The 16,731-nt window shown below is 62.6% G+C and carries 11 protein-coding genes; 6 read left to right on the top strand and 5 right to left on the bottom strand.

Going from position 1 to position 16,731, the window contains the following annotated elements; translation table 11 throughout:
- Positions 1 to 79: 79 nt before the first annotated feature.
- The 3 genes from HW554_RS16900 to HW554_RS16890 all read left to right on the top strand — a co-directional run bounded on the left by HW554_RS16900 (position 80) and on the right by HW554_RS16890 (position 4,610).
- The gene (locus HW554_RS16900) at positions 80 to 373 is read left to right on the top strand and encodes a hypothetical protein (protein ID WP_176909756.1); all 294 of its coding nucleotides are present in this window, start codon (positions 80 to 82) and stop codon (positions 371 to 373) included.
- A 107-nt stretch (positions 374 to 480) separates the two neighbouring features.
- The gene (locus HW554_RS16895) at positions 481 to 2,019 is read left to right on the top strand and encodes a glycosyltransferase family 39 protein (RefSeq protein ID WP_176909755.1); all 1,539 of its coding nucleotides are present in this window, start codon (positions 481 to 483) and stop codon (positions 2,017 to 2,019) included.
- A gap of 137 nt (positions 2,020 to 2,156) precedes the next feature.
- Positions 2,157 to 4,610 (top strand): S9 family peptidase, encoded by a 2,454-nt coding sequence (locus HW554_RS16890; protein WP_176909754.1) that lies wholly within the window; start codon positions 2,157 to 2,159, stop codon positions 4,608 to 4,610.
- 180 nt (positions 4,611 to 4,790) lie between these two features.
- On the opposite strand, the gene HW554_RS16885 is transcribed toward HW554_RS16890, so the two are convergent.
- The 3 genes from HW554_RS16885 to HW554_RS16875 all read right to left on the bottom strand — a co-directional run bounded on the left by HW554_RS16885 (position 4,791) and on the right by HW554_RS16875 (position 10,116).
- Positions 4,791 to 7,244: a TonB-dependent receptor gene (locus tag HW554_RS16885; protein WP_176909753.1), complete on the bottom strand. Its 2,454-nt coding sequence runs from the start codon at positions 7,242 to 7,244 to the stop codon at positions 4,791 to 4,793.
- A gap of 1 nt (position 7,245) precedes the next feature.
- The gene (locus HW554_RS16880; protein WP_176909752.1) at positions 7,246 to 8,211 is read right to left on the bottom strand and encodes a DUF4249 domain-containing protein; all 966 of its coding nucleotides are present in this window, start codon (positions 8,209 to 8,211) and stop codon (positions 7,246 to 7,248) included.
- Between the two features lie 192 nt (positions 8,212 to 8,403).
- Positions 8,404 to 10,116, bottom strand: a complete 1,713-nt coding sequence (locus HW554_RS16875; RefSeq protein ID WP_317170898.1) for a M28 family peptidase — start codon at positions 10,114 to 10,116, stop codon at positions 8,404 to 8,406.
- A 176-nt stretch (positions 10,117 to 10,292) separates the two neighbouring features.
- Here HW554_RS16875 and HW554_RS16870 point away from each other — a divergent pair, with 176 nt between their 5' ends.
- On the top strand, positions 10,293 to 11,780 hold the full coding sequence (locus HW554_RS16870) for a M48 family metalloprotease (RefSeq protein ID WP_176909751.1): 1,488 nt from the start codon (positions 10,293 to 10,295) through the stop codon (positions 11,778 to 11,780).
- 32 nt (positions 11,781 to 11,812) lie between these two features.
- Positions 11,813 to 13,390, top strand: coding sequence for a DUF6770 family protein (locus HW554_RS16865; protein ID WP_176909750.1), 1,578 nt, complete (start codon positions 11,813 to 11,815; stop codon positions 13,388 to 13,390).
- A 67-nt stretch (positions 13,391 to 13,457) separates the two neighbouring features.
- On the opposite strand, the gene HW554_RS16860 is transcribed toward HW554_RS16865, so the two are convergent.
- Positions 13,458 to 13,907 carry a GNAT family N-acetyltransferase gene (locus HW554_RS16860; protein ID WP_176909749.1) on the bottom strand — a complete coding sequence of 150 codons (450 nt, stop codon included), beginning with the start codon at positions 13,905 to 13,907 and terminating at the stop codon, positions 13,458 to 13,460.
- 191 nt (positions 13,908 to 14,098) lie between these two features.
- On the opposite strand from HW554_RS16860, the gene HW554_RS16855 reads away from it, so the two are divergent.
- Complete coding sequence (locus HW554_RS16855) at positions 14,099 to 16,045, top strand: ATP-binding protein (protein WP_176909748.1); 1,947 nt, start codon at positions 14,099 to 14,101, stop codon at positions 16,043 to 16,045.
- Between the two features lie 37 nt (positions 16,046 to 16,082).
- Here the strand turns inward: HW554_RS16855 and HW554_RS16850 are convergent.
- Positions 16,083 to 16,731, bottom strand: a 649-nt coding sequence (locus HW554_RS16850; RefSeq protein WP_176909747.1) for a hypothetical protein, incomplete at its 5' end; no start/stop codon positions are given.

Below are 16,731 nucleotides of genomic sequence, written 5' to 3'. Positions count from 1 at the left end.
AGCGCAGCGAAGAATCTCGCGTGCTGATGTTGCATCAACGAACCGACATCAGCACGCGAGATTCTTCGCTGCGCTCTGAATGACGTTTCTTTCTGACTCACCCATCACCCCGTACCTTTGCCCCGCCATGAAATACGCCGAGTTTAAAGCGCTGAACATGTTTCGCCAGCAGGAGTACCTGGCCGGGCACGGCCGGCTGCTGGCCGAGCGGCGCGAAGACAGCTTCCGGCTGCAGCTGTTCGCGGTGGCCGATTTCTACGCCGAGCAGTGGTGTGAGTACGATAACGAGCACCTGCTCTTCATCCACCTCTTCCGCCACCCGGCCGGCCTGCGCGACTACCTGCCCGCCATCCGGCTGCCGCGCGATTTGTAGCGAAGCTGAGTTGCGGAGGGCGGTGTAGGGGCGGGGCTTGTCCCCGCCCCTACACCGCTTTGCGTAAGTTGGATCTGCTAGTATCTGCAGTGCGCTATATTCGGGCCATGAAAAGCCCCCGCTTACTGCCGTTATTGCTGGCCCTGCTCAGGTTTGCTACCGGTTACGGGCTGGCCAGCCGCGCCTACGAGCTGCACCGCGACGAGTACCTCTACCTCGAATACGGACGCCACCTGGCCTGGGGCTACCTCGAAGTGCCACCCCTCACGGCCCTACAAAGCTGGATTACGCTGGCGTTGGGCGGCAGCTGGTTCTGGGTGAAATTCTGGCCCCTGCTCTGGGGTAGCCTCACCCTTTACCTACTGGGGCGGGCTGTGCAGCGGCTGGGCGGCGGGCCCTGGGCCGTAGCGCTGGTTGGCCTGAGCTACCTGCTGAGCGCCTACGCCCGCCTCAACTTCCTGTTCCAGCCCAACTCGTTCGAGGTGCTGGCCTTCACGGCCGTTGGCTACTGCCTGATTTGCTACATGCAGCAGCCGGCTCCGCGCTGGCTCTACGCCATTGGGGCGGCGCTGGGGCTGGCGCTGCTGAACAAGTATTCGGCCCTGTTTTTTATTGCTGCGCTGGTGGTGGCGCTGCTGCTTACGCCGTTGCGGCGAGTGCTGGCTACCCGGCATTTCTGGCTGGCGGCGGGGCTGGCGCTGCTGCTGTGGCTGCCCAACCTGGTCTGGCAAATTGGGCACGGGCTGCCGGTGCTGCACCACATGGCGCTGCTGCGCGAAACCCAGCTGGTACACGTGTCGGCGGCCGGGTTCTGGCAAAGCCAGCTGCTGATGAACTTGCTGAGCCTGTGGGTGTGGGTGCCCGGGCTGCTGGCGTTGCTGTTCAGTCGGTGGCTACGGCCTTACCGCGTACTGGGGCTGATTTACGTGGCTGGCCTGCTGCAACTCACGCTGCTACACGGCAAAGACTACTATGCCCTGGCCTACTACCCGCTACTGCTGGCCGCCGGGGCCGCGTGGTGGCAGCAGTGGCTAAGCGGCCGGCCGCAGCTGGGCCGCGTGCTGCGGCCCGCGCTGCTGGTTCTGCCATTAATCCTCAGCATCCGGATGGTGCCGCTGCTATTCACCATTGCCCCACCCGCTGCTATGCTGGCCCAACGGGCGCGCTACGAGCAGGTGGGCGCCCTGCGCTGGGAAGATGGCCAAAACCACCCGTTGCCCCAGGACTACGCCGATATGCAGGGCTGGCGCACGCTGGCCGATGATGTGTGGCTTGCCTACCAGCGTCTGCCGCCGGATGCTAAGGGGCATACCTTCATCAAGTGTGACAATTACGGCCAGGCCGGGGCCATCAACTACTACAACCGCCACCGCGCGCTGCCCCCGGCCAACAGCTTCAATGGCTCCTACCTGTTCTGGTTTCCCCCACGCCCACCTCGCCTGCGCTACTTGCTGCTGATAGAAGATGATGAGCCGGCAGAACTGGCCGGCCACTGCGAGGCGGTTCGGGAGTTACGCCTCCGGCCCACCCCTTTGGCCCGCGAGCAGCAGCGCCACCTCTACCTTGTAACAGCCCCCGATACAGCGCTGGTCGGCCGCATTTACGCCGAGCGTCGGGCCTCCCTGGCCGATTGGGGACAATTTTGAGGAGAGGCTTTGCGTCCCCGCCTCAAATCCGACGTCAATACCAATGCAACCCGGGCACGCGCCTAGTATCACAGGGATGGTTTGCTTTTCGCGCACTTTAACCGAACTTCACAGCTTCCCACTTCACCGTATCCACCATGAAGAAACTTCTGTTTGGTCTACTGTTAGTCAGTTCGCACGCGCTGCTGGCCCAGGATGCTGCCACCTACCAGACGCCCCCCAAGGCCCTGGCCGACCTGGTAACCGTGGCGCCCACGCCGGGCGTGAGCGTAGATTCGAAAGGCCAGTACATGGTGATTATGGAGCGGGCCGCCAACCCCACCATTGCCGAACTCTCGCAGCCCGAAATGCGGCTGGCGGGCGTGCGGCTCAACCCCGCCACCAACGGCCCTAGCCGCGCCCAATACCTGACCGGCCTCAAGCTGAAAAAGCTGCCTAACGGCACTGAAACGGCCGTAACTGGCTTGCCCGCCGAGGCCCAGCTCAGCTACCTGCAATGGTCGCCCGATGAAACCAAAATTGCCTTCACCAACACCACCGACAGCGGCATCGAGCTGTACATGGCCGAGGTGGCGACGGGCGCGGCGCGGCGCGTGGGCAGCGTGGCTCTGAACGCCGTGCTGGGCACGCCCTACAACTGGCTGCCCGATGGCCAGGGCTTTATTGTGCGGGCTATTCCGGCGGGCCGTGCTGCGGCGCCGGTCGCCAACCGGGTGCCCACTGGCCCCACGGTGCAGCAAAACCTGGGCCGCTCGGGCCAGGCACCCACCTACCAGGATCTGCTCAAGAATCCGTCCGATGAAAAGCAGTTCAACTACTACGCAACGGCCCAGGTAATGCGGCTGGGGCTCGATGGTCAGGCCAAGGCTATCGGCCAGCCCGGCATCATCACGGGCGCGCAGGCCTCGCCCGACGGGCGCTTTGTGCTGACGGAAACCGTGCACGCGCCGTTTTCCTACCTCGTGCCGGTGTACCGCTTCCCGCTGCGCACCGACGTTTTCAGCATCGATGGCACGCTGGTGAAGATGCTGGCCGACACGCCCGCCCAGGAAAATGTGCCCTACAGCCCCGACGGCGCCCCCACCGGCCCCCGCGACTATAACTGGCGCACCGACGTGCCGGCTACGGTATACTACACTGAGGCCCAGGACGGCGGTGACCCCAAAAAGAAGGTCGATATCCGCGACAAGGTATTTGCCCTCGATGCGCCGTTTGACGGAGCGCCCAAGGAAATCTATGCGGCCCAGTACCGTTTTGGGGGCTTTGAGTGGGGAGATGAGAACGTGGCGTTGGCTTCCGAGCGGTGGTGGCAGTCGCGCAAGAGCCTGACCAAAGTGGTGAACCCGCGCACCGGCCAGACCCGCGTGCTGTTCGACCGCTCGTACGAGGACCGTTACTCCGACCCCGGCCAGCCCGATACCCGCCGCAACCAGTACGGCCGCGACGTGCTCAACCTGCTGCCCAACGGCGAACTGCTGATGTTGAATGGTATCGGTGCCTCCAGCACCGGCGACCGGCCCTTCGTGAGCGTGCTCAACCTGAACACCGGCCAGAGCAAGGAGCTGTGGCGCTCCCAGGCCCCGCGCTTCGAGCGGCCCGTGGCAGTGCTAGATGCCAGGAAGCGCGTGCTGCTTACTACCCAGGAGCAGCCCGACGAAAACCCGAACTACTACATCCGCAACCTGGCCAAGCGCAGCGCGCCCCAGCGCGTGACCAACTTCCCGCATCCCTATCCGCAGCTCAAAGGCATCCAGAAAGAGCAAATCCGTTACAAGCGCGCCGATGGCGTGGAGCTGACGGCCATGCTGTATCTGCCGGCCGGCTACAAGAAATCTGACGGGCCGCTGCCCACTTTTTTGTGGGCTTACCCGGCCGAGTTCAAGAGTGCTGCCGCCGCCGGTCAGGTGAACGGCTCGCCCTACCAGTTCAACCGCATTAGCTACTGGGGTGCGGCTGCTTTCGTCACGATGGGCTACGCAATTCTCGATAACGCCAGCATCCCCATCGTGGGTGAGGGCGAGAAGGAACCCAACGATACCTATGTTACCCAGCTCGTATCGAGCGCCCAGGCTGCCATTGAGGAGGGCGTGCGCCGCGGCGTAGTAGATGCCAACCGCGTAGGCGTGGGCGGCCATTCCTACGGTGCCTTCATGACGGCCAACCTGCTGTCAAACAGTAAGCTGTTCCGGGCTGGTATTGCCCGTAGCGGCGCCTACAACCGCACGCTCACGCCCTTCGGCTTCCAGAACGAGCAGCGCACCTACTGGCAGTCCCCCGACGTGTACAACACCATGTCGCCCTTCCAGCAAGCCGACAGAATGAAGACCCCGCTGCTGCTCGTCCACGGTGAGGCCGACAACAACACCGGCACCTTCCCCATGCAGTCGGAGCGTTACTACACGGCCCTCAAAAGCTTCGGCGCCAGCACCCGCCTGGTACTGCTGCCCTACGAGAGCCACGGCTACACAGCCAAAGAGTCGCTGCTGCACATGCTCTGGGAGATGAACAGCTGGCTTGATAAGTTCGTGAAGAACGCCCCCGCCGCCGGCACCGAAACATCGGTTGGCCAGGCTGGAGCCGGCACGAAATAACGGCTCACTGCCCCACGCAAAACCGCCTCATCCACATTGTGGATGAGGCGGTTTTGCGTGGGGTCGGTTTGGGGTTTCCCACTTCAGCGTCGGTGTTCTTCAAGTACCTGCTGCTGCTTTCTCAGGAGAAACTAGGTGTTAGCTGAAACAGTCACAATGATGCGAATAGGTTGGCGGTGCTTAAAAGCGGCGTTCGTAGCTGATGGCCGGTAGTATGGGGAATAGGCTCAACTGATACAACTGCTTTTGTCCTTTGTTGTAATAGCTTTCGTTTCCGCCCGCGCTGTAATAGATGTAGTATGGGTTGTGGCGGCTGTACGCGTTGTAGGCCCCAAGCCGCCACACCCGCTCCCCGTGCCGGACCGCTTTCGTGAAGGTTGCGCCTAAATCAAGGCGATGATACGCCCGCATCCGGTAGCTGTTCTTGCTTCCATACACCTCGGCCTCGGGATAGAGGTAGCGGTCGGAGGCATCCCCGGAGAGGCGGCCGTAGCTTTGGTCGATGACGTTGTAATTGCCCCGTGGCAGCGTAAGGGCATTGCCCGTGCCGTACGTCCAGGTCGTCGAGAGCGTGATGTGGGGGCGCAACGCGTAGATGAGCACCACTGAGCCATCGTGGCGGCGGTCGTACTTGTAGGGGTACCATTGCCCTTGGTTGAGCTGTTCGAACTGCCGCTCGTTGCGGGCAAGCGTGTAGCCCACCCAACCCGTCAGGCGGCCGGCTTTGCGTTGCACCAATACCTCCAGGCCCCGCACCCGGCCCTGTCCGCCGGTTACTACCTTGTCCTCCCAGTTCTGGGAGCTGTTATAGAAGGTAGCGCCCTCCCGAAACTCGATGAGCTGGCGCAACGACTTCTGAAAGGCTTCGACGCTGATTTCCAGCCCCCAGGCGGGTAATGTGCGGGCCATGCCTACCGCCAGCTGCTGCGCCCGTTGTGGGGCCACGCGCCGAGTAGCCGGCACCCAGAGGTCGGTGGGCAGGCCCGCCCCGTTGTTGGAGAGTAGGTGCAGGTACTGCTGCATGCTGGCGTAGGAAGCCTTTAGGGCCGTATGCTCACCGAGGCGGTAGGTGGCCAGCAGCCGGGGCTGCACGCCGCCGAACGACTGCCCCTGCACCCAATACCGGACGGCCCGCAGCCCCAGGTTGGCAGACAGCCGCGCCGTTACGCGAATCTCATCCTCGCCGTAAAAAGCCACCTCCTGGGCCCCTACGCGCCGCGCCCCAAAAGTAGTATCGGTTGCGGCCGCGCTGCTGCGACTGGTAAAGAAGTTGCTACCCGGCGTGAAAGCATGCTGCACGGCGGTGGCCCCAAACCGCAGCTGGTGGGCTGGTCGGGGGTAGTATTCAAAATCGGCTTTAACTAATAGGTCCTGCACGCCGGAAGTGAAACTGGCCCGGCTGTTCTCGCTCAGCGCACCGACCGCCGAGCGGTCTTCCAACCGGAAGGTCTGCCCGTTTTCGTAGTGAAAGCGCGTGGCCGCAAGCGTGGCGTTGCCGAACAGCCGCGGCGTGAGCTGGCGGTTCCAGCGCAGCGAGGCCAGAGCATTGCCGTAACGTAAGTTGCTGCCATTCTGATAGCGCAGTTCCCCCTGCGGGCCGGCAATGGTCTGGGGTTTCTGCGTTACGAACAGGCGGTCGCCACCCAGGTAGACGGCCGCAAAGAGTTGGTCGCGGGGCGTGAGCTGGTGGCTGACTTTGGCGCTGGCATCATAGAAGGAGTAGCCCACAACGCTGGTGCCGCCGGAGGAACGGGCGCTGGCCAGCCGGGAAAACAAATCAAGGTTGCCGCGCCGGGCCGAAACCAGGAAAGTGGTCTTGCCATTCTTCAATGGGCCTTCCAGCGAAACATGCGTGGCCAGTACGCCTACGCCCGCAGTGCCGCTCAGCTTTTGCTTGTTGCCTTCCTTCAGGCGCACGTCGAGCACGGCAGAAAGCCGGCCGCCGTAGCGGGCCGGGAAGCCTCCTTTCAGCAAGCGCACGTCGCTGATGGCATTGGCGTCGAAAACGGAAAGAAAGCCGCCGACGTGGCTGACGTAGTAAATGGGCACATCGTCGAGCAGCGTTAGGTTCTGGTCGGGGGAGCCGCCGCGCACGTATAGCGCCCCGCTGCCCTCGCGGCCGGCTTGCACGCCGGGCATCAGTTGGAAGGCCCGCAGCACGTCGGGCTCACCCAGCAAGGCCGGCAACTGCCGCAGCTGCGCTATCGGAATCTGGAGGATACTCATTTCCACCCGTCGCTCCAGCGGCGCATCCGCCGCCCCGCTCACCCGCACCTCGCCTAACTCATTGCGCGTGGCCAGGGTGAAGTTGTGCGCTGTCGTCTGATGGCTAGCCAGAACGGTAGTCACCCGCTGGTAGCCCAGGTAGCTGGCCGTCAGGCGCACCGAATCCCGGGCCGGTAAGGTCAGCGAGTAAAAGCCCGCAGCATTCGTGGTCGTGCCGACCTGACTACCGGCTGCGTAAACAGCGGCTCCCAATAGCTTTTCGCCCGTGCGGGCATCTTGCACCGTTCCGCTGAACGTGACGCGGGTTTCGAGGCGTTGGCCTTGAGCCGTTAAAGCCCCGGTCAGCAGCAGCAAGGAAACCAGGAGGCCGGACGACGTAGGGTAGGTAATCCTATCAGTCAAACGCATATCAACGGGCGGGCAGTCTTTTGATTTCCTGGGCCTGGCTCACCACCACGCCGTAACCCTGCGCCACGTTGGAGTACATCCGGGTCGGGTCGCCGAGGAATAGGAGTTGAGTCAGGCCTCCGCCCAGCCCCTTGGTGCCCTGGTTGTAGAAGTGCCGGGTCCAGCTTTTGCGGTACTGGTAATAGGCTCGGCTGACGGACCGCAGCACCACGTACACCTCTCCCGATACCCGGGGACCCACCGGCTGCCCATTGGCAATACCTCCTCCAATTCGGCTGAACGGCGAAAACGAGGCGCGCAACTCAAACGGCTGCCCATTGAAGAGCTTATCGGAAAAGACCAGCGAAGCCGGTTCAAACTCCGCGTCGCCTTCCGCAGCCATCGCGGCATTTCCCCGGGCATCCAGCGCGAAATCCTGGCTTTGACGCGGACTTTGACCCAGGCCCCGGTCTTGCGACTGGTGGGCCGTTATTTCGTAGAAATTAGCCGTCTGCCCGGGGTCGTCAAAACGCACGACAATGGTGCCCAGCAGCTCGTTGTTGCGGTCGGTGCCGGTGGGGTAGGAGTGCCACGCTTCCCGGATGGGCACCGCCATCGGCACCGTGTCCGTGGCGCTGATGGTTGGGTAGCCATCTACCTCGGCCCGCAGGGTGTAGGGCACTCCGCTCACGGGCTTATTTGGACTGGCATAGGACCCCCGGCCCTGATTGCGCAACAGCTCTGCTCCCCGGCCGGGAGCCAGTAGGTACACGTTGGCCGTGGATAGCAGGCGTGAAGATGAGTCTACGGTGCTGGTAACGCGGCTCACCTGCACCCGAAATAGGCTATCGGGGGTGAGAATTGAATTTATCACCAACACTTTCGGCGGCGCGGGCAAGTCAGCGCTGATTTGGTCGATGCAACTGGCTAAGGCGAACGGTACACCGGCAAAAGCCACGAGGGAGAATAGTCGTAAAATGGCGGGCATAGCTACAGGATAAACACTGCGCAATCGAACGACGGATAGCTGATAATCGTATGGGTTTTCCCTAAATTCATGAGCCCCAGCGGAGCGACAGCAACTGTTTGACGGTCGGTGTCGCCCCGCTGGGGCTTTAACTCTTTTGTTGATCTTTTTACTACCAGTAGGCTGTCCGGCTGGGGCGGCAAACGGTCCGGGTTATTGCTGCCCCCCGAACTGCCGGCCGAAATAGTCGCCGGGGTTCCAGGTAGGGCGGGTGGGGTTCTGGGCCACCAGGTAGCCGACCAGGAAGTTGAGCTGCACGTAGGTGCGGCCGGCTTCGAAGTCGAAGGTGCCGCTCATGTCGTCCTGGGGCTTGTGGTAGGTGAGGGCGCGCCATTGCTTTACCTGCTCGCTGAGGTTGTTGCGGCCGTCGGGCGTGCGGTTGCCGTACTTGAGGTGCAGCGCCGGAATTCCCTGGGCCACGAAGCTGTACTGGTCGGAGCGGATGAAGCGGTTTTGCTCGGGCTCGGGGTCATTTTCTATCGATAGGTTGAGGTAAGCGGCGGCCTGGGCCACCGGCGCGGCCAGCGTGGAGTGCTGGACCCCCAGCGGTACCACCGATAGCAGCGGCGCAATCAGGGTGGGCATGTCGGTGTTCACGTTGGCTACCAGGCTGGCGGCGGGCACGGTGGGCCGGGCCGCGAAGTAGGCCGAGCCCAGCAAACCCAACTCCTCGCCGGTTTGCAGTACCAGCAGAATACTGCGGGCAGGCTTCTGCTTGAGGCGCGAATAGATACCGGCAATTTCAAGCACCGAGGCCACGCCCGTCGCGTTGTCGTGGGCGCCGTTGTAGATGGAGTCGCCGCGCACTGGCGCACCTACGCCCAAGTGGTCGAGGTGGGCCGAATGGACTACGTACTCATCGCGCAGCTGCGGGTCGGAACCTGTGATTTTACCCACCACATTGTAGGAATCGAAATCCTGGTAAGTTGATTCCCAGCGGGCCGAAAGTGTGCCGGGTAGTGCCACCGGCGCGGGCTGGCTGGCGCGCAGGCGCTGCATCACCTGGGCCGTATCGGAGGTGGCGGCGCGGAGCAGGGTTTGCAGTCCGGCGGCCGAGAGCGTGCCGGTAAAGGCCACCCCGGCGGGCCCGCTTACGAAGCCCCGGGCGGCGGCTACTTTGCCATCGGCCCCGAGCACGCTGGTGCTCGAAGCCAGCCGCGCCGGATTGCCCAAAGCGGGCCGCAGCGTGGCAAACAGCACGCCCACCGCCCCGTGGGCCGCGGCGGTACGCACAATTTGGGTCTGGTCCTGGCTGGCGGCGGCCACGGTGCTTGGGAAGGCGGGTGGCGCGCCGCGTAGCACTACCACCACCTTGCCCCGGGCGTCGAGGCCTTGATAGTCGTCGTAGTTTTCGCCTGGGGCCGAGATGCCGTAGCCGGCAAACACGAGGCCGGTAGCGGAGAGTTGGGCGGTGGGCTGCTCGGGGTGGGGCAGCAGGCTGATGGCATCGAGCGGCAACCCGGCCGCGTTGCCGGCGGGCTGGTAGCTGGCGCTGGCCCCCGGCCGCACGGTGGCCCGGCGCAGGCGCACACGCTGCGTGAAGCCGCCGTTTTCGCCCGCCGGTTCTACGTCCCGTTCTTTCAATTGGGCCACTACGTAATCGACGGCCATCTGGTAGCCGGGCGTGCCGGGCTTGCGGCCCAGCAGCCGGTCGTCGGCGAGGTAGGCAACGTGGGCCCGCATGGCCTCGGGCCGCACTTGGGCCAGGGCCCGGCGTACCGGCTTGGGCAGGTTGAGGGCCGGTGGGGTAGGGGCTGTGGGCGTTTGTGCCGCCGCCCCAAAGGCGGGCAGTAGTAGCAGAGTGGACAGCAGGAGCGGAGTCGGGAACTTCATCAGGCTAACATACGCCGAAAAGATCTGCTCCACTAAGCAGAGAGCTATTATGCGCAGCTGCTTTGGTTGTCGCTTCGGCAGCTAACGTGTTGTTGTTGCCTGACAGTAAAAAAACGGTAGTCAGCCATTTGAATTCCCCTAACTATGCGTAGCTTTCGTCCGAATAATCCTATTTACTCTATCTCGGAAACCGCTGCGTTTCCCGTCTGATGCTTCGTTGGTTATTACTTGTTTTGCTACTGGGTATCTGGGATGCCAGGGCCCAGTCGGTGCCGGTTAGCCGGCCCTATTTCATGCCCGATACAGTGCGGGCCTACAAGCTGGCCCGGGCCCACCGAACGGCCCTGCTGGCTCAGCTGGAAGGGGCGGCCCTGCCCGGCAACGCCGACTACCGCAACCATTACCGCCGCATTAGCACCGAGGCGGCCACCGATATCTACAACACCATCCGCTACTCAGCTCTGCTCGATACCGTACTCGATGCGGCCGTACAGCGGATATTTAGCCGGATTCAGCAAGGTAACCCAACGTTGCGGGATGTGGAGCTGGTGCTGGTTCGTAACCCCGAGCCCAACGCCTACGCCGTGGGCCGCACGGTGGTGCTCAACGTGGGGCTGCTGCCTACGCTCGAAAACGAAAGTCAGCTGGCCTACGTGCTCTGCCATGAGCTGGCCCACGTGCAAAGCCGCCATCTACAAACCACTCTGCACGAGCGGCTGAGCACGCTGCACAGCCGCGACATGCGCCGGCAGGTTCGCCACATTGTACAGGCGGAATACAATATCAACTCCCGGATGAAGGAGCTGGTAATGGGCCTGTCGCTGAGCAGCTCCTACCACCAGCGGCGGCACGAGCGGCAAGCCGATTCGCTGGGCTACGAGCTGCTACGGCGCACTAGCTACGCCGCGCCCCAGGCCTATCGTACCCTGCAACTACTCGACGTGGCCGACGCGCCCGCCTCCGAAACCAATCCCGAACTGGCTCGCTACTTCGGCTGCGGCGGGTTGGCCGGCCGGTTTGCTACCGCCCCGGCGCCGGCCAAATCTATCTTCACGGTAGCTGGGCCTGAGAAAACGCCGCTCCAAACCACCGATACGCTCAAATCGCACCCCGACTGCGCTAAGCGCATGGCTTACCTGCATGGGCTGGCCGGCGGGCAGATAGCCGAAGGGCCACAGCCGGTGGCTCCCGCCTTCGCCCGGCTGCGCGACCTGAGCCGGCTGGAAGTACTGCAAAGCTGGTTTGATACTGAGTGCTACGACCACGCCCTGTACGAAGCCCTGCGCCTGCTACCCCAGCAACCCGCCGCCGACAGCTACGCCCGCGCTATCGTGCAGCTCAGCCTTTACCAGTTGCGCCAGCGCCTCACCGAGCACCGCTTCACCGAAGTAGTATCGAACAGCAGCAGCCCGCAGCCCGCCGCGTTCAGCCAGTATCTGCGCACCCTTCACGAGCTGCGCGCCACCGACTACGCCGACCTGAGCGCCTGCTTCGCTCAGCTGCCCACCAGCCCGGCCCCGGTCGCGGCGTCCGATTCGGACGAGTACGCGCTGGCGGCCCGCTACGCCGCCGCGGCCCTGGCCCCCGACCCTGCGCCAGCCGCCACGCTGCGCCGGCAGTACCTGGCCGATTACCCCCGGGGCCGCCTGCGGGAGCTGCTGTTTGCCGAGTCTCAGATCAAACGAAAGTCCAACTAATTTCTCCTTCCTATTTCCCCACTTCTACGCATATGTTGCAATTCAAACGCTCCTTCCTGACGGTAGGGCTAACCCTGGTGGCCGCGGTTACCGGCCTGGCCCAAACGCAAACGCTGGAGGGCATTAAGTCTATGTCGCGCTCGGCCATTACGCCCATTTATGCCGGCCACGAGGTGAAAGGCTACCTGATGTATGGGCAGGCGGATAAAGCCGACCGCAAAAACGACAACTATCACCTCGATTTCTACGACCAGGACCTGGGCAAAGTATCGACGGTAACGATTCAGAAGCCGGCGGGTAAGTACTATCTGCTCGATAACGCGTTCAACGGGTCGGCCTTCGCGCTGTATTACTTCAACCAGAAAGACAAGACGCTGGAAATTGAAACCTACGATACCGGCCTCAAAAAGCTGGCATCCAAGGCGGTATCGACTGACATCAGCAAGATGGAAATGTCTGGCATCGGTCAGAAAATGAATACCAACAATGCGGGCGGGGAGGGTGCCCAGCTATTCAGTGGCCTCGACCTGCGGCCGGTAGAAGGCCAGGGCTTCGTGCGCAGCAGCGCCGACGGCCGCCGCTACCTGTTGGAGATGTACGATAACAACCTCAACCTGAAATGGCGCCAGCAGACCGATGCCAAAGCCAAAATGCTGGAAATGCTGGTGGTAACTGAGGTGACCGGCAACTATCTGATGGGTACAATGATGCGCCGTCCCAGCCTGCTTTCGCAGCAGCTAAGCTCCTACATTGTGGCCTTCGACCTAAGCACTGGCAAAAAGGTGCTCGACCAGCCCGTGGAATCCAGCAAAACGGAGCAGCTCTCCCTCAGCTCGGTGGGCTACGATGCTGCCCGGAAAGAATTTGTGGCCGTGGGCGAATACTATAAGCTGACCGACAAGCCATTCGTTAACAAAAGCCAGGGCTTTTATATCAAGCGGTTCGATGACAAGGGTAAGCTGCTGGGCATCCGGCCCTACAACTGGCAGAAGGAAGTGAAAGGCCTCCTGCCTGCCGAAGCCCGCAAGGCCATGGACGAAGGCTTCATCAACTACACCCATTCGATCCAGAAAGGGGCCGATGGTAGCCTGTACCTCGTGGCCGAGCAATACCGCATTGGTGGCAAAGGCATGGATGTAGCCCTCGCGGTGCTGGGCGGCGGCGGCGGCGGGGCCAAGGGCATTATCGGCAATATGCTGGTGTTCGTGCTCGACCCCGAATACAAGCTGACTGCCATCAAGTGCTTCGTTAAGGACGAGTCGAAGATGGCCCTGCCTCCCGGGGCCGGCTTCATGGGGGCTGGCCTCACGGGCCAGTTCATTAAAGCCTACGGCGGCTTCGACTACCAGTTTACCCAGCAAACCGCCGCCAATTCGCAGTTCAACGTGGTGTACATCAACTTCGACAAGGAAAAAGGCGAGGCCACCAAGAAGGTGGTGGGCAACATCTTGTTCGGCACCACCGACCAGTTCAAGGTTGATAAAATTGACGGTAACAGCGCGGCGACCTACTCCTATGTGTACCCCGCCAAGCCTGGCTACGTGATGCTGGTGGACTACCTCAAAAAGCAGAAGCAGATGGGCATGAAGCTCGTGAAGCTAAATATGTAAGCGGCCCGTTTTACCGCTTCAGCACAAGGTCCGGCCATTTGGCCGGACCTTTTTTGTGGCCTGCGGTTTACGCCCGCACCATGTGGATGTGCGGGATGTCATCTTCCAGATACCCTTCGCCCACTTGCCGGAAGCCGAAGCTCTCGTAGAACGACTGCAAATACAGCTGGGCCCCAATCTGGATGGGCTGGGGGCCGAATAACTGCCCGACGCCTTCAATTGACTCGTGCAGTAGCTCGCGGCCCAGGCCGGTGCGGCGGTGGCGGGGGCTGCTTACCACCCGCCCGATGCTGGCCTCGGGGAAGGCAATGCCGGGCCCAAACAGCCGGGCGTAGGCGGCCAGCTCGCCGTTGGGCGCGTGGCCCAGCAGGTGCCAGGCCGTCTGGTCGAGCCCGTCGATGTCCTGAAACGGGCAGGTTTGCTCCACCACGAACACTTCGGAGCGCAGCTGCAGCAGCGCGTACAGCTCGGTGGTAGTCAGGTCGGCGAAGGGTTTGAGAGTCCAGGTAAGGGGCATGGGCTAAAGGTAGGGTGATGGACCCGGCGAGCCAAGCGCGGCCAGTCGTTTTTGGGCGAAGAGGAAAAACAGGAGTTTATCGTTTTTGTTGGATATTCGTCCAATCCCGGCCGAGCCGGGCCGGCAGTTTCCCGGCAGCAGGTGGCCTGGGTAATAAGGTTCAGAATATGAGGCGTTTGAGCCTGTTGATAATGGGAGGCATACTGGGTCTGCTGGCCCCGGCCGAAACCCGCGCCCAGCCTGTACGCTCATCCGTCGATAGCCTGCAGGCGCTGCTGGCACAATCCCGCACCGACAGCAGCCGGGTAGAGCTGCTCTACATGCTCAGCGACCAGCTCTGGGCTTCCGATACCGATGCTGCCGCCCGGTACGCCCGCCGCTCATTGGCCCTGGCCCGGCGCACGGGTAACCGTCGGGGCGAGGGCGCGGCGCTCAACCGCCTGGGCGCGGCCCTGCGCGAGAGCAACCTGAGCCGGGCCCTTCAGCTGTTTCAGGAATCGTTGCACATCGGCGAAGAAATCAACGATCTGGGCTTACAGGCCCAGAACCTGCGCAGCATTGGCATCATTTACGTGTACCTGCGCGAGCAGCAGCTGGGGCTGTCCTACTACTTCCGGGCGTTGCGCCTCGACCGACGCAGCGCCGACCAGCGGCGGGAAGTGGTGGAGCTCAGCAACATCGGGCTGGCCTACGACCTGTATGGCCAGGTAGATTCGGCCGCCCACTACCAAAATCAGGCATATGCGCTGGCCCGGCAGCAGGGCTCGCCCACCAACTATATTCTGTATGGCCTGGGCAACGTAGCCCGGCAGCGCGGGCAAGTGGCGCAGGCCCGCGCCTACTACCGCCGCAGCCTGGCCGAGTCGCGGCGGCGCGGGCATTTGCGCAGCCTCAACTTTTCTTACCTGGGGCTGGCGGCCCTGCACCAGCAGTTTGGTCAGCCCGATTCTACTATTTACTACGCCCGGTTGGGGACGCAGGCAGCCCGGCAAAACGGTTTTCTGCGCGGCGTGCTCAACGGCAGCGTCATCCTGACGCGTGAGTTTGCCCAGCAGCAGCGAAGCGACAGTGCCTTCCGGTACCAGACGCTGCTGGTGGCCATGAAAGACACCTTGTTTGGCCAGGAGAAGGTGATGCGCCTGCAGAACGTGAATTACCAGGAGCGGCTGCGGGCCCAGCAGGCCGCCACGGCCCAGCGGGTGCTCGAAACTCGCTACCAGCTGCTGCTACTGCTGGCCGTGGTAGCCGGCCTGGGCCTGGCGCTGGTGCTGGTACTGCGCTATCAGCGGCGCCAACAGCGCACCAACGCGGCCCTGCAGGCTTCCCTGGCCAACCTCAAAGAAGCCCAGCTCATGCTGGTGCAGCGCGAAAAAATGGCGTTTCTGGGCGAGATGACGGCTGGCGTGGCCCACGATCTGCAAAACCCACTAAGCTTCGTGAAGCAGTTCGCGGCCGTAAGCGCCAATCTGGTCGACGAAATCAGCGGGGCCCAGCGGCTGGCCCGCGACGAGCAGCTGGAGCAGAATCTGTTCGAGGGACTAAAGGAGAACCTGCTCGAAATCAGCCAGCATGGGCAGCGGGCCACGGCCATCATCAAGGGCATGCTCGAACACGCCCGCACCGGCCAGGCACTACGCGAGCCCACCGACCTCAATGAGCTGGCCCGCCAGCAGCTGGCGCTGGCCTACGAGGGCATCCGCCACCAGTTCCCCGACCTGACTGCCGTGCTCAGCACCGCTGCGCTCGACCCACAGCTGCCACCCCTGCCCGTCGCGGCCACCGATGTGGGCCGGGTGCTGCTCAACCTCTGCACCAACGCCCTGTACGCCGTACGCCAGTACCAGCCAACGGCCCCTGCCGGCTATGTGCCTACCGTAGAAATTGGGAGCCGGCCGCTGCCCGGAGGTGGGGCCGAACTGTGGGTGCGCGACAACGGCGGGGGCATGGCACCCGAGGTGCAGGCCCGCATCTTTGACCCCTTTTTCACCACCAAACCCACCGGCGAGGGCACCGGCCTGGGTCTCTCCCTCAGCCACGATGTCATCGTGAACGGCCACGGCGGTACGCTACGGGTCGAGTGGGCGGTAGGGCAGGGCACGCGGTTTGTCGTAACGCTGCCGGCCGCTCTGGCCAACTGAAGGCGTTTGGGCCAAGGAACGGCAGTTATTGTACGGCCTACTCAACTACTAAATCCCGCACGCCCTCGTAGCTGTCGAACGGTATTTCCTCCCGGACATCGGCGGGCAGCACGCCGCGCTTTAGCTGCAACTCCACCACGTCGGCCCGGTGCACGCCACAGTTCATACGCTGGTAAATAGTGCGCAAAGGTTCCCGGCATTTTTTGGTGCGGTTCTTCCGATAAATAGCGCACAGGCTAATGGCTAGCCTTTCAACAATACGCTCGTCAGTAGCCTGCTCCACAAGTCGTAGTAATAACTGGTCGTCGCCCGGCCGGTAATTATTGACGAGTAGATGCGCATAACGCCATGCAACTGATGGATTGGCAAGCTTGGTCAGGGTGAATTCGCGGATAGCGGGGGCCTCAAAAAAGCTAAGCGCATTCAAGGCGCTGTACAGCACCGGCGAGTATCGGGAGGTAGGGGCAGTTTCGGCCATTTTCAGCAACTGCTCGTGTCCGAGCGGATACTTCACCGATCCGAAAATGTCCAGGTATTTGACCTTCCGCTTGGGGTTGTTTTCCTGCTCGAAATCGGCCGCCAGTTGGCGGACTTGATGGGCGGTTAACCTCTTTATGGTATAGAAGCTGTTTAGAAAGTCGGATTGTGGGCAATTTTTCGCAAAAACAGGACGACGAATGCCAACC

Origin of the sequence: Hymenobacter lapidiphilus, from assembly GCF_013377885.1 — a bacterium.
GTDB lineage: Bacteria > Bacteroidota > Bacteroidia > Cytophagales > Hymenobacteraceae > Hymenobacter > Hymenobacter lapidiphilus.
The sequence above is the reverse complement of the archived record's forward strand: the minus strand, read 5'-3'. Positions and strand labels throughout refer to the sequence as shown.